Raw genomic sequence first — 15,239 nt, forward strand, 5'->3', positions numbered from 1 at the left:
ACATTTTTCACAGGATTTGCTGAGTTAAGTCACAGTGTTTAGTGCGCCTAAGTGGTGTCAAACCATAGCAGATATGCTGATGTAAGGCCAAAGTGCTAAAAAATCTTTAGTCTAATAACAATAAAAGAGGCTCCCTTTGAAGTTATTACCCTTAACCTTAATCGCAAGCTTGGTCTTGGCCGGCATAGCGCCAGACTTGAGTATCGCTGCGACCGCGCGCACCCTTGAGTTAACCGATGTGATGCAGTTTAAATCGCTCGCTGCGCCGCAGTTATCGGCCAATGGTGAAGTGTTGGCGGTGGAAGTGAGTCCAGATCGCGGTGATAGTGAAGTACTCATTAAGCGCACAGATAATAGCCTTAGCTATCAAATTGCTAACGCGGGTAACCCGCAAATTAGCCGCGATGGTCGCTTTGTGGCAGTGAAATTACCCTTAAGCTTATTTGAAAAAGAATCTAAAGATAAACAGACCCTCAAAAAGTTAACCGCGGGCATGGCGCTACTCGATACTCACACAGGCCACAGACAAACCTTTGCTGGGGTCGAATCCTTTGCCTTTAACCCAAGTGGCACAGTATTAGCGATTTGGTTTGAGGCAGCTGAAACAGATAAAAAAGCCGTTAAGAACGAGTTAAGTGTTAACGCTAGCAAGCAAGAGGTTAAAGATGCTAACGGACATAAGCCAGCTAAAGATGATATCGGTCGGCCTTTGATCTTAGTGCTGCTGGATAGTGCGAAGCAAGTGCACTTTGATGCCGTAAGCCGCTACGCCTTTGCTAAACATTGCCCTAAGGTGCTACTGGCTGAGGTAAGCAAAGAGGGCAGCCATATCCTGCTGGTGGATGGTATCAGTGGTGATAAATCATCTGTGTATGAGGCAGCTAGCGCAACTGGCAGTATCACTCCTATCGTTGGGGCGCTTGCTATTAGTGATGATGGCAAGCAGCAAGCCTTTACCTTGGGCGATAGCCGTTTGCATATTGATGCGCGTCACTATCAATTGTGGTTAACCCAGCATGAGCGCCTCATGCCGATAAAGACAGATGCTAATTGGCCACTTAATCGCTACGCTCAGCTGCGCTTTAATGAGGCGGGCGATTATTTATTTTTTGGCCGCGTGCCTGAGGTGAGCCGCATTTTGCCGCTCGCTAAAATTAGCCAGCAAGCTGAGCTGTTTAACATTGATAAAGTCACCGCCCAGCGTGAACTTAATGTCTGGCATGGCGACGACCCGCGCATTAAGCCCCATGAAATTAAGCAATACAGCAGCAAGCTTGAACATAACTATTGGGCGGCATTGAACACTAAGAGCCTAACCGTGCAGCAATTAGCCGATAGTGAAGTCGCGACTGTGCATTGGCCGCAGATGGGTAATCAAGTGCTGATGAGTAGTGATAAGCCTTATTTAACGATGATCACTTGGGCGGGGTTTTATCGTGATTATTATCTGTTTGATTTAACTACAGGTGAGCGCCGCTTAGTACTAACTCAGCAAGGCAGCGACCAAGCGCCAAGTCTGTCACCTAATGGCCGCTATCTAGTGTATTTTCATCAAGGCCAAGTCAAGCTTTACGATGTCGCGGCGCAGAAGCATTCAGTATTAACCGCAGCTATTAGCACGCCTTTTGCCGATGAAGATAATGATTACCCTAAGGCTGCCCCAGGTTATGGGGTAGGGCCTTGGCTTGATGATGACTCGGCCGTGCTTGTGTATGACAAATACGATATTTGGCAGTTATCTAGCTTAGGAAAAGCGCCGCTTAACCTCACCTCGGGACGTGAGGCGGCAGAGCAATATCGAGTGCAAGCCTTGGTGGATGATGTCATAAGCGCCGATAGTAAGCGCCCCGCCACAGTGCGCGCTGGGGATGCTGTATTAGTGCATGCTTATAATGAGCGCACGAAAAGCGATAGCTTGCATCAGCTTAACGTTGGTATTCTCGGTACTAAAGCATTAGCAGGCAGTGCTCCTCAATCCGCCAAAGTAAAAATTAAGCTACTGGCGCGCGCAAGGGATGCTGATACGCTAGTCTTTAGCCAAGAACGCTTTGATTTATATCCTGATTTATATGTAAGCCCATTACTTAAGCCGCAGCAAGCTGTGCGCCTGACTGAGCTGGATAAGCAGCGCCAAGCCTTTGACTGGGGAGCGGCGCAATTAGTGCAATGGCAAGGGGCGGATGGTAAACCTCTTGATGGTGTGCTTATTACCCCAACCAACTATCAAGCGGGCAAACCTGTGCCTGTGTTAGTGTATTTTTATCGCTTTATGAGCGATAGATTGCACGCCTTTCCTGAGATGAAAATTAACCATCGCCCCAATTTTGCATGGTATGCTGCTAACGGCTACGCCATATTTTTGCCCGATATTCGCTTTGAAATCGGCGCCCCAGGGCATTCATCCACTTTGGCCTTAACCTCGGGCGTACAAAAGCTGATTGATATGGGCATAGCCGATGTTAATGCGGTGGGGATCCATGGCCATTCATGGGGTGGGTATCAAACGGCGTTTGTGGTTACTCAAACCCCTATGTTTAATGCGGCGGTGAGCGGCGCACCTGTGAGTAATATGACCAGTGCCTATTCAGCCATTCGCCACGGCACTGGCCTTGCGCGCCAATTTCAATACGAAACAGGCCAAAGCCGCATAGGTGATAGCTTGTTTGAGTCGCCGCAAAAGTATATTGAAAATTCACCAGTATTTTATGCTGACCGCATCACCACCCCTATGATGATAATGTTTGGCGATAAAGATGATGCTGTGCCGTGGGAGCAAGGGGTTGAGATGTATTTAGCCATGCGCCGCGCTGGCAAAGAAGTGGTTATGCTGCAATATCAAGACGAGCCGCATCATTTGAAAAAGTACCCAAATAAGCTCGATTACAGCATAAAAATGAAACAGTATTTTGACCATTACCTTAAAGGTAGCGCCGCGCCGCAGTGGTTATCTGCTGGTGAAGCCTATCAACCTAGGCCCAATGCTGAGGAGTAGACCGCAGGTTTTGGTTGGTTCGGGGGCAAGCCTGATAATCAACCCAATAGAGAAATAAAGGCATCAAAAGCCTATAAAAAAGAGTGGCTGTGTAGCCACTCTTTTTATTTTAATTTTTTACATTGTTATGTTTTTACGTTTAGCGTCTAAGGCGTTAAGGCGCGTGATTGCTTAGCCAATTTAGTTTAATTGGCCAGTGCAAAGGGGCTATCAAGAAACGATTGGTAACTGTCATTGCCCCAAGCCGTGAGCTTGTTATCTAAAAATAGCAGCGGCGTACATTCATCACGGCTGGTTTTACCGTCCGATGACACATGCTGAGTGCGGTAGAACAATACAGTTAAGGTGCCATTAGTCACAGGCTTGGCCTCAGAGATGTCGGCAGGGCCGAGCAAAGTAATGATCTGCTGTTTCTCTTGGCCGAGTTCAAGTTTGGCTATGGTTTGTTGATTAAATAGTTGCCTATCATCCCAATCTAAATCTTGCGGCTGCGGCTCATACATAAACACCACCACAGCGACAAATACGACATAAGCTACAAAGAGGGTGGCAACCACCCAAGCGAGTTTGAATTTCATAATGATATCCTTAAACAATATGGTTTAAAGATAACGCGAGAATCACCCCGTCACAAAATGGAATTGTTACCTTTTGTTGCAACTAATTAACAACTGCCATTTTGATGGTTGTGACAATACAGTGTTTAGCAGCGAAATTGATTAAGGCTGACCGCGAGCGGTAACTCTTGATTCAGTTTGGCGAGCTTATAGCTAAGCCTTGCTAGCTCTTTGCCAGCAATCAGTTTTTGCTGCAGCTTGTCTGGCACTTCATCGATATGCTGATACAGATTAGCTAAGTGCTGATACTGCTTTAACAATTCTGCGGCGGTTTTACCGCCTATGCCAGTGATCCCAGGGATCTTATTGCCGCTATCACCTGCCAGCGCAAAAAAGTCGAGTAATTGGTTAAGTTCTATGCCCAATTTAGCGCATAGCGCCGCGTGATCAAACGGCGCCTTAGAAAAGTAATCCCATTGGCGGATATGCGGATGCAGTAATTGGCTAAAGCCTTTATCGGTGGAGACTATGATGGCATGGCCTTGATGGGCCGTGAGTTTGCAAGCTAAGGTGGCGATGACATCATCGGCCTCGCTTTCTGCCTGTAAGCCGTAAAATCCTTGCGCTGTGAGGGCCTGCTTTATTGCGGGCAACACTTGTGCGAGATCTTCAGGCATAGACTTACGCCCTTTTTTATAGTCTGGGTATAAATGTTTGCGCCAAGAGATAGCATCACCATCCCACACTATCACTAAGTGGCTGGGTTGATGCAAACGTTTAAGTTTTTCACAGGCATGTTCTAGGCGCAGTTGTAATTGAGCCCCATCAAGCGGGGCTCCCATGGTGGCATGTAATCGTCGGGTGAGATTCATGCCGTCTATGATTAATAAATTGTTCATTTCACTATTTTATAACAGGGCACATAGGCACTGCCGGGAAGCTTCATTCGTTGTTGACTGACAAAGGCTTGTAATAACTTATCCATGCGTTCCATTAATTGTGGATCGCCATGAATTTCAAAGGGTCCCTGCTGCTTTATGAGCGCTAAAGTATCGGCTTTCACATTGCCGGCCACAATAGCAGAAAAGGCGCGTCTTAGGTTAGCCGCTAACTTAGCTTTATCTTCACAATCAAGCTGTAATGCTAAATTAGCCACTACATCATGGGTTGGAATAAAAGGTAATTGAAATTCTGGTTCAATTTTAAGCGCCCATTGGTATTGATAAGCGTCCTTAGTTGCGCGTCGATAGGCTTTGATTTGATCCATGCTTTGCTTCATGTAAAAAGCCACAGCACTTGGATCTTCGACAATGATTTGGTACTTAGCTTGTGCCTCTGGCCCTAAAGTAGCGTGAATAAAGGCATCAATCTCTTCAAAATAGGCGCGGCTTTCTTTGGGCCCAGTTAATACCAAGGGGAAGGGGATATCCTCGTTCTGCGGATTAAGTAAAATCCCCAGTAGATATAAAAGTTCTTCAGCGGTACCTGCGCCCCCTGGGAAAATCACTATGCCATGGCCAAGGCGCACAAAGGCTTCAAGGCGTTTTTCAATGTCTGGCAAAATTACCAGTTCATTAACTATTTGATTGGGCGGCTCGGCCGCTATGATGCTGGGTTCTGTTAAGCCAATATAACGGGCATTATGCAGGCGCTGCTTAGCGTGGCCTATGGCGGCGCCTTTCATAGGGCCTTCCATAGCGCCAGGACCACAACCAGTACAAATGTCGAGCTTTCTTAGCCCCATTTGATAGCCGACTTCGCGGGTATAGTTGTATTCAATCTCGTTGATACTATGACCGCCCCAGCACACCACTATGTTGGGGTCGCGATTGGTGGGCAGCACTTTAGCATTGCGCAAAATATCAAACACGACATCGGTAATATGGCTCGAATTACTGAGGTTAATATGATTAAAACTGTCATATTTATTGCTGACATAAAGTAAGTCGCGCAGTACAGAAAACAGGTGTTCTTGCAGACCTAAAATAATCTCACCATCCACAAAGGCTTGCTCGGGCGGATTGATTAATTCCAGTTGTAAACCGCGCTCACGGGTGAGGACGTTTACTTGGAAATCTCGATATTTATCAAATAATACTGAGGCGTTGTCGGTATGCATGCCTGAGGCGAGCACAGCTAACGAACAATTGCGGTACAGTTGGTAAAGATCGCTTTGAGAACTTTGTTTAAGGCGCTGCACTTCTAATTGCGACAGTTGGTCCATGCTGCCTTTGGGGCTGATTCTCACTATCATAAGCCACTCCTTGCTGAGTGAATATCACTTCACGATCCCATGATTAGTCGATAATGACGCAGTCTCGATTTTGGTGCTTGGCTTGGTAAAGAGCGGCATCGGCTCGCTCAAAGGTATCTTGGATGGTTTCTGAGCTAGCAAGCTGCGCTGCGCCTATCGACACCGTTATTATCACGGGTTGTTGTTTAAATTTGAATTGAACATTTTTTATTTTTTCACGAACACGATTAAGTAGTTGCTCAATATCATCTTGGCATACTCCTGGTATTAGCAACACAAATTCTTCACCGCCATATCGGGCAACAAACTCGCTTTCCCTGAGGCTTTGACGCAGGGCGGTGGCTATGACTTGCAGCGCTTTATCTCCCGAGGTATGACCATAGGCGTCATTAATCTCTTTAAAATGATCGATATCGAGTATGGCGAGCCACAAGGTATGTTGCTGGCGAATGGCGCTGCGATATTCAATTTCCATTTTTTGATCAAGCGCGGCGCGGTTCGGCAATTGAGTTAAGCTGTCGAGCATATTGATTTTTTGCTGCTCGAAAAATCGCTCTTTATAGCTTGTGGCCTCATTGTTAAGGTTGTCGATTTTTTTATGAAGGCCATCCATGGTCTTTTGCAGCAATAGCTGCTCGCGCTGCTCTATGGCATCTTTACGCGTTAAGGTGTTGTGGATGCAGGCCAGTTGTTCAGTCACTAGTTGCTTAAGTTGCTCTATCGGCTGTGAGGTTAAGCTTTGGCGACTTAAGTCATCAATGCGGGTAAAGATTTCGTGGTTTAATTGGGTCTTAAGCTGCGAGCTGCGTTGATAGTGAGTCATGCCTTGACCGACGGCATCGCGCACTGTGGTTAAGGTATGGTTGAGCGCGAATAAAAACTCTTGAGACGCGGTTTTTTCTTGATAAATAGTGTCGATGACTAAGGTTAATAACTGCTGATAAGTGAGTAGCAGTTGGTCGGCATTCAAGTCATGTTTGAGGATAGACACAAGGTCATTTATTTGGGTTTGCTGGGTGGCTGGGAACTCAATTTTGGCAAGCAGTTCAAACAAATCCTCGGCCAGCAATTGAAACTTAGGTAAGACATTAAGCTCAGTATTGGCGGGTAGCTGGCTACTTAGCAGGCTGTGAAAATGCTCCAGTAATAGCTCAAGTTTAGGTATGTATTCCCATACATTGCTATAGGGCTGGCTATTGGCTTGGCGAAAATAGCTGAGTTCATGACGACTGGGACCCTCTAACTGCTGCACGCTTAACAGTTCTTGGGTCAGGTCATTTATATGGCTGCGCCCTGATTCAAGCCGCACTAATACTTCACTGGAGTGGCCCTTAAGTAAGCGTTGCAAATCAATAATATCGGCGGCGACAAACTCAAACTTGTCGTAACTATTGAGCTGGTTTTTAAGCTTGTTGAGGCGATTATCAAGCTCAGTGTTGTGGCCTTTACAGGCGCTACTTAAGTGATTAATCAGGGATAATAAGGTTTGCAGCTTGGCGTCGCGGTCAGCTTCTAACTGCAGCATTGCTTCTTTAGCCAGTTGTAGCTTGTGCTTGAGATGTGCCGCTTGCGTGTTGTTGGTAAAATTATCCATAATTTTTCCGAGTCACCTAAGGTATCAGTCTCTTAACTGTGAGTGAAACTAATGTAATAGTATCTAAAGCTCAATGAAGTGCAAATGTAACCTACAGAAAATACATAAAAATTCATCTGAGCTTTGATATTTACGCATCTCACTCTGTGCTCTGTGTCTGCGCGCCACTACTTGGCCAAGTAATTTGCTGTTTATCACAACTGCAGGTGACTCGAATTAAGCCGCGATTGATGGCTTGGGTTAAACGCATATACAGCTGAGTGGTAAAAATAGTGGGCGGAGTGAAGTCTAAGGTATGAAAACTCACAAAGGCTTGATGCTGCTGCAAACTTAAGGCGCCAGCGCAGGCAAATTGCAGACACTGATACAAGGTTTTAGCATTAATCGGCACATATTTATTGGCTAGAAATGGCAGGTTTACCAGCCCTAACGACCACTTCTGCGCTGATGTCCACGCTGACTCTATGATGCTAACAAGTTCATCGGGCGTCAGTACTTGCTGGCTGTAAATTCCGATGAGACCTGGCCTTAAGGCAAAGATTTCAAGCTCGGATAATGCGGCCAGTTCACCCAGTTGCTGCTGAAAATAGTGACTGAAATCCTCTTGCCCCAGTAACAAATCCTGATTGGGATTCGATTGGACAGTCATTAAGGCAATCGTGCCTGGCTGGCTTAACCAAGAATTTTCAAGGTTGGCAATAAATGAGTTGTACCCAGGGGATAAGGTAATAGGTTCTTGCAGCGCTTGGCGTGTTAAGTAACTTAATTGTTTTGCGTTTAAATAATGCTTACGCCAAATGGTGGCTAACACTAATAAGGCGGTTAACAGCCCAAGGGTACTAAACAGCGCCGCAATTTGGGCGAAATGTATGTTTCTTTCTTGCTTAGCTACGCGGCTCTTGGCGGTATCTAACTCAATTTTCAAGCGCTGTTGTTGCAGCGCCGCATTCACGTCATCGTGGGGCTTAGCCTGTTGTATCAATTGTTTTTTTAGCACTAATACTTGTTTACTTAAGGTGAGGGCTTTAGTGATTTCGCCTGAGTGTTCTAATGCAAAAATTAAATGCTGTTTGGCTTCGACTTCCACTTCCAGATTATTACTTTCAAGGGCCAAGGTAATCGCCTTGTTGGCGTGCTTAATGGCTTCTTGATAGTTTTGCTGTTTATTGCGAACTTGCGCCAGCAATATCTCGTTATGAATCAAATAATGGTTAGTTTTTTTATTGGTAAATGTTTGATTTGCTTGCAATAGTGATGAGATTGAAGCGTTTAAATCGCCAATGTTGGCATAAGCCTCACCCAGATTATGATAATTTAAGGCCATGAAGATAATGTTTTGACGGCGCTTATCTATGGCTTGGGCATTAAGGTAGTAATCAATGGCTTGTTGCCATGACTCTTGTTTAGCATAAATCATGGCGATGGCGCTCATGGCTTGTGACAAATAGGCATCATCCTTTAACACCATAAAGCTATCGGCGGCCTTGTGGGCATGCTGGAGAGCATCATCCAGTTGGCCAAGCTCTCGGTAAACCTGAGATATTCGAAAATTAATCAGGGCTAATAATTTGGGCGATTGGGTAGTACTGGCCAATTGGTGCGCTTGGGAGAAGTATTGCAGCGCTTGTCTATGCTGCTCAAATTGGGTGTGAAACTTGCCAAGGCGTGAATTGGAATAAGCCAATAAGTAGGGCGATGATAAGTGTAGCGCGCGCTCACGCATGGCTTCAAGGTGCTGTAATGCAGGTTGTTTTTGATTAGTTAATAACAACAAGGAGCCGAGATGATCATGAATAGTGAATCTAAGCAACCGCGCTTCTTGCGAGGTGTTCTCTTTAATTAACGCTAGCGCGGCTTGATAGTGAGTTTCTACCTGTGGGTAGTTGTATTGCTCTTTACCTATGATGCGCCCTTTGAGCACTTCAATTACAGCTTGTTGGTATGGGGTCTTGGCAAATGACGCTAACATCTCAATCAGCTTCGAGTTATCAGGATGGCTTGACGGCACAGTCACCCCAGGCTCCATGCTTAAGCGAATAAACAGATAGTATTGGCGGAACAAGGCGTCTTGATTTAGCCCCCAGCTGCGGTGACTCAAGCGGGTCAGGCTTAATGGTTTACTGTCACTATTAAGTTGTACATTTAAGTTGTCATATAAGGCTTGCGGTGTTTCTCTGACGGCAATTTCATCGTCAATAGTTACGCTTGCGTGAACTTGACCTGCGAACAAGACAAATAAAACAATAAACCATTGAATGGCAAATAAGGGCATCAGCTATTCCAAATAAGGTGGTGCATTATGTTAATTGTGTTAATTAATGCTGAGACTGTTGATTTTACTTGTTATACTCCAGAAACTTTGTAAAAAGGATGATAACAGAAGGATTAAGCCATGAAACCTGATTTTCGCGTATTTGTTGCGATAGGTACCTTTTTTAGCTTTGCCGCCTACAGCGACGTCCAATATAACATTGATTTGACTCGGCCTGAGCATCAACTGGCTAATGTAGAAGTTATTTTTCCCGAAACTGTGGCGTCAGCCCTCACCATTAACTTGCCCGTGTGGCGCACTGGTAAGTATCAAATACTGCCGTTGGCTGATGGTTTGCGTGAATTTAAGGCCTATGACGCCCAAGGGAAACCACTGAGTGTTAACCGAGTGGCGAGCGGTGAGTGGCAAGTTGAGTTAACTGCGCCCACCAGTGTGCGAGTGACCTATCAATTGCATGCCGATTTACTCGGGAGTCGGGTGCGCCATATTGATGCCAGCCATGCATTTTTAGATGCCAGCGGCGTGTTTGTTTACAGTCCAGAATTTCGTGAAGATAGCCTGCGCGTTAACATGCAAGTGCCTGATGAGTGGCGCAGTTATTCCGGCATGACCTCAGGCTGGCAGCCTCACTCTTTTGTGGCACCCAATTATGATGTGCTAGTGGACTCGCCCATTGAAACCGGTATTAGTCAGGTGCGCACATTTAGTGCCAATGGCCGCGATTATGAGCTCGTGGTGTGGGGCGAGGGCAATTACGATCTTGATCAAATAGCGCTCGATCTTAAAAAACTCAGTGGCAGTGCCAGCGCCATTTGGGATGATTATCCGTTTGAGCGCTACGTCTATATGGTGCATGCCACGAATGGCGAGCGCGGCGCTACTGAACATTTAAATTCCACCATTATTCAGTTGCCTAGGTTTAATTTTAGGGAGCGCAAAGACTATGTCGGCTTTATCGGCACAGCGTCCCATGAATTTATTCATACGTGGAACGTCAAGCAATATCGCCCTGAAGGCTTAGCCAAGTATCAGTATCAGCAAGAAACTATCACGCCCTTGTTGTGGCTTTCTGAAGGCTCCACCAGTTATTTTCAATACCAGTTATTGCTGCGCGCTGGCGTCATTACCCATCAAGAGTTTATGGAAGATTTAGCTAAACGGATTAACGATAACCTTAACCGCCCCGGTGCTCGGCAGCAGTCGGTGGCCGAAGCCAGTGAATCCACTTGGGTCGAGCAAGGCGGCGATTACGGTACTAACCATGGGGTAAATATCTATTCCGAAGGTTACTTAGTGTCATTAGCCTTAGATTTTAATCTGTTAGAAGATACTGACCTTAAGCATTCTTATCGTGATGTGCATCAGCGTTTATATCGTGATTATCGTTTACCGGCGGCGTTTGGGGTGGCAGATGTTAAAACTATTTTGGCTTCGTTAGCGGGTAAATCTTATGACCCTTGGTGGCAAATCCATATCGATAGTCCGTGGCAAGCCAATTTCCCAGAACTGTTGGCCATGGCGGGCTTAAGCATTACTTATGGCAAAGAAGAAGCGGTTAAGGCTAACTTTGGGGTAAAAGCCGCCAAAGGCAGCTTGAAGCTTGAGCATGTTAAACGTGATGGCGCGGCGTGGCGCGCAGGCCTGCATGAAGGCGATGAACTGGTGGCCATTAATGGCCTTAAAGTCACCCCTGACGGTTTAACTAAGCGGTTTGAAGATTTTGAGCCGGGCGATAAAGTGGAGCTCAGTTATTTCAGTAACGATACCCTTAAAACCACCACAATGATTTTAGAGGAGAAATCTCAGGGCAAGCTTGAGATTAAACCTATGGCTGGGGCGAGTGATAGTCAAAAAGCCTTTTTCAAGGCGTGGCTGGGTATCGATTGGCCGTATAAGTAATTAGGCTTAATTGACTGCGTTTATTTATTGTCTGCGTTTACCTAAGGTCAGCTCGCGCTGGCCTTTTTTATGGGCGTGCGCTGAATTGATGAATTGAAAAATAGATGAACTCTAGCAATAAGTTTTGGCTGCAATCACTCACTACAAACTTTACTAACAAACTCTGGCTATAAATCCAGCAGTCAATTTGCTAAGTTATTGTCACAAAAATAAAACAATAGTTTAGGGATGCTGAAATTATGACGTACCGCCCGCTTTATTTACTCTGTAGTTTACTGCTCACTGCGCCGTTATTCACCTTGGCAGCTGCTGATGGTGCTGCCAACACCCAAGCGTTAGGCGCTGATTTAAACTCAGTAACTGGCCTTGGCTATTATCGGATGCCAGATATCCATCAAGATACTTTAGTGTTTACCGCTGAAGGGGATATTTGGAAACAAACGCTTAATCAAGGCGTTGCCACTCGGTTAACCAGTCAAGCGGCGCTTGAATCCCATCCGCATATCTCACCAGACGGTAAGCTGCTTGCCTTTGTCGCCAATTATGATGGCGCCGATGAAGTTTATGTGATGAGCATCAATGGCGGCGTGCCTAAGCGCGCGACCTTTGAAGATCATCGCGTTCGCTTGCAAGGCTTTACTCCAAGTGGCGATATTTTATATGCCACAGATAAAACCTTGGGGCCATCAAACCGCTGGCTGCTCAAAACTGTGTCGCCTCACAGCTTGATAACTCAAGATGTGCCGCTAGTGGATGCCATCGAAGGCGATATTACCAGTGACGGCAAGCGGGTGTTCTTCGTGCGTTTTGGTCTGCAAGCCAGCGGCGATAATGCTCAGGTGTATCGCGGCGGCGCTAAGGGCGAGATTTGGCAATATCAGTTAGAGACAGACACTGAGGCCACTCGTTTGCTAGCTGAACATCAAGGCTCACTGCGCCAACCTATGCTGTGGCAGCAGCAAATGTATTTTATTAGTGATGAGAGTGGCTTAGATAATATTTGGCGCTTAAATCTTGATGATAATCAGCTAACGCAAATCACCCATTACACAGATTATCCTATCCGCCAAGCCAACCTTAAACATGGCAAGCTGGTGTGGTCGCGGGGCGCTGATATTGAAGTGCTGGATATAGAAAGCGCAAGCGTTACTCAGCCTGTCATAAGTTTGCAATCCGATTTCAGCCAAAAACAGCCTAATCGCATTAGCGATCCTTTAGCCTATTTATCCCATGTCAGTTTTGCTGCCAATGGCCGCCAAGCCATAGTCACAGCGCGAGGAAAAATAGCGGTAGTGGGTGAAAAGGGGCGGCGTTTAGTCAGCGTTGCCAGCCCAGATAATGCCCGCATGAGTCAAGCCATTATAAGCCCAGATGGGCAGTGGATTTATGCTATTGGCTCCCAAGCCGGACAGCAGCAATTGTGGCAATTAGCCGCTGATGGCAGTCAAGACGCCACTCAGCTGACCGAAAAGGGCGATACCTTGCGCACAGCCTTAGCAGTATCTCCCGATGGCCGCTATTTATTGCATGATGATTATCAAGGCAATATTTGGTTATTAAGCATTAAGGCGCGCACCAATCAGCTCATTTTATCGGGCAGTGAAGGCTTAGGGCCGCACCCTGATTTAATCTGGTCACCCGATAGTCGCTTCATTGCTATCACTCAGGCCAAAATTGGCCAGCAAAGGTCGCAAATCCTTTTGTATTCGCTAGTAGATAAGCGCACTGAGTATTTAACCTCAGATAAATACGAGTCGTTTTCACCAAGATTTAGTGACGATGGCAAGTGGCTGTATTTCTTATCTAACCGCGAATTTAGCTCGAGTCCTACTAGCCCGTGGGGCGATCGTAACATGGGGCCAGTGTTTGATCGCCGCAGCCAAATTTTTGCCTTAGCCTTAACTAAAGAGGCGCAATTTCCATTCGCGCCCGTGACAGAGTTAACCCCTGAGCCAGCGAAAGCTACGAGCGATAAAACCCCATCACCACTCGTTAGTGTGGACTGGGACGGATTAGCGCAAAGGTTATGGCAAGTGCCGGTTGCGAGCGGTAATTACCAGAATCTGCAACCCACAGATAAAGGCTTATATGTATTAGATAGCGACAATAAGCCTGATAGTCAGCCCAGTTTGCAGTTTATTAGCTTTGAGGCAGGTAAAGCCAGCGCGACTAAAGTGGCTGATAACATAGCCTATTTTGCACTGTCACCAGATAAAAAACGCTTGTTATTACAGCAGCAACTGCCAAAACCCAGTTTAATTATTGTGGATGCCAGCGATAAGTTACCAAGTTCTCTGGCTGAGGCGACCCTATCATTAAGCCCGTGGCAATTGAGCTTAGATCCTGTGGCTGAGTGGCAGCAATTGTTTGATGATGCTCATCAAATGCACCAACATCAGTTTTATGATCCTAAGATGCGCGGCCTTGACTGGCAGGCCGTTAAACAAAAATATCAGCCATTATTGGCGCGGGTAACCGACAGATATGAGCTCAATGACTTATTTGAACAAATGATGGCTGAGCTTAATTCACTCCATAGCCAAGTGCGTGGCGGCGATGTCAGTAAGCAAGCGGATTTACCTAAAGTCGCAAGCTTAGGTGGGCAACTTAAGCAAACGGCGAATGGCGTGGTGTTGACATCCATTTATGGACATGACATTGAATTGCCTAATGCCGCGCCGCCTTTGGCAAAACCTGGGGTGAATGCCAAAGTCGGTGATAAGTTGGTGGCGATTAATGGCCAGCTGGTGCGCTCTATGGCCGATGTCAGCCGTTTGCTCAGTAATCAAGTGGCGCAACCTGTGTTACTCACCTTAAGTCGCGCGGATCAAAACCAGCAAACCCATCAAACATTAGTCACGCCTATCTCTGCCGAGGATGATGCCAAACTGCGTTATCAAGACTGGGTGGTGGCCAATCGTCATTCAGTATCAAGCAGTACGGCCAATAAGGTCGGCTACTTGCATCTTTATGCCATGGGGCACAATGATATCAATGATTTTGCCCGAGAGTTTTACACCAATTATGACAAACAGGGCTTAATTATTGATGTTAGGCGTAACCGTGGTGGCAATATTGATAGTTGGATTATTGAGAAATTATTGCGCCGCGCTTGGGCATTTTGGCAGCCCACTCAAGGCACGCCTTACGTCAATATGCAGCAGACGTTCCGCGGCCACTTAGTCGTGCTTACCGATCAGTTAACCTATTCAGACGGTGAAACCTTTGCGGCGGGTATTAAGGCCTTAGGGTTAGCGCCGCTCATTGGCAAGCAAACCGCCGGCGCTGGGGTGTGGTTATCTGGGCGCAATACTCTTGCGGATAATGGCATGGCGCGAGTGGCTGAATATCCGCAGTACGCTATGGATGGTCGCTGGATAGTCGAAGGCTTAGGCGTGACTCCAGATATTGAAGTCGAAAACTTACCTCATGAGAGCTATAAAGGTGAGGATGCGCAGCTGCAAGCGGCACTGCGTTACTTAAATGAAAAAATTAACGTTGAACCTGTGCCCGAGCTTAAGGCCTTGCCTTTACCTAAGGGCACTAAAGCGCAAGATATTAACTAGTTGCATCTAGGCGTTAACGGAGAGCGCTAAGAGCTAACGATAAAAGCGCCCCATGTAAGAAGTGGCACCAATAAAGCCAAAGCATAATAAAGGCCTGCATTGCAG

The 15,239-nt window shown here is 46.3% G+C and carries 8 protein-coding genes; 3 read left to right on the top strand and 5 right to left on the bottom strand.

Annotation, left to right across the window (positions count from 1 at the left end; translation table 11 throughout):
* Nucleotides 1-136: 136 nt before the first annotated feature.
* Nucleotides 137-2,992, top strand: coding sequence for a S9 family peptidase (locus AC1HDP_RS00560; protein ID WP_479637239.1), 2,856 nt, complete (start codon nt 137-139; stop codon nt 2,990-2,992).
* Between the two features lie 185 nt (nt 2,993-3,177).
* Here the strand turns inward: AC1HDP_RS00560 and AC1HDP_RS00565 are convergent, their stop codons facing one another.
* From AC1HDP_RS00565 to AC1HDP_RS00585, 5 genes are all read right to left on the bottom strand, one after another.
* Entirely contained in the window at nt 3,178-3,570 is a 393-nt protein-coding gene (locus AC1HDP_RS00565; RefSeq protein WP_479637240.1) for a DUF3192 domain-containing protein, read from the bottom strand.
* Nucleotides 3,571-3,695: 125 nt separating this feature from the next.
* The gene (gene xni / locus AC1HDP_RS00570; protein WP_479637241.1) at nt 3,696-4,448 is read right to left on the bottom strand and encodes a flap endonuclease Xni; all 753 of its coding nucleotides are present in this window, start codon (nt 4,446-4,448) and stop codon (nt 3,696-3,698) included.
* On the bottom strand, nt 4,445-5,803 hold the full coding sequence (gene ppnN / locus AC1HDP_RS00575; protein ID WP_479637242.1) for a nucleotide 5'-monophosphate nucleosidase PpnN: 1,359 nt from the start codon (nt 5,801-5,803) through the stop codon (nt 4,445-4,447). Before ppnN ends, xni begins: the two co-directional genes overlap by 4 nt.
* A gap of 43 nt (nt 5,804-5,846) precedes the next feature.
* Nucleotides 5,847-7,400, bottom strand: coding sequence for a GGDEF domain-containing protein (locus AC1HDP_RS00580; RefSeq protein ID WP_479639792.1), 1,554 nt, complete (start codon nt 7,398-7,400; stop codon nt 5,847-5,849).
* A gap of 136 nt (nt 7,401-7,536) precedes the next feature.
* On the bottom strand, nt 7,537-9,669 hold the full coding sequence (locus tag AC1HDP_RS00585; RefSeq protein WP_479637243.1) for a tetratricopeptide repeat protein: 2,133 nt from the start codon (nt 9,667-9,669) through the stop codon (nt 7,537-7,539).
* A 120-nt stretch (nt 9,670-9,789) separates the two neighbouring features.
* Between AC1HDP_RS00585 and AC1HDP_RS00590 the strand changes: the two genes are divergently transcribed.
* Both AC1HDP_RS00590 and AC1HDP_RS00595 read left to right on the top strand, forming a co-directional pair.
* A complete protein-coding gene (locus AC1HDP_RS00590; protein ID WP_479637244.1) occupies nt 9,790-11,568 on the top strand; it encodes a M61 family metallopeptidase in 1,779 nt (592 codons plus the stop codon).
* A 239-nt stretch (nt 11,569-11,807) separates the two neighbouring features.
* Entirely contained in the window at nt 11,808-15,134 is a 3,327-nt protein-coding gene (locus AC1HDP_RS00595) for a S41 family peptidase (protein WP_479637245.1), read from the top strand.
* The last annotated feature ends 105 nt before the right edge of the window (nt 15,135-15,239 follow it).

The sequence above is a fragment of the Shewanella sp. ISS20 genome, from assembly GCF_056522965.1.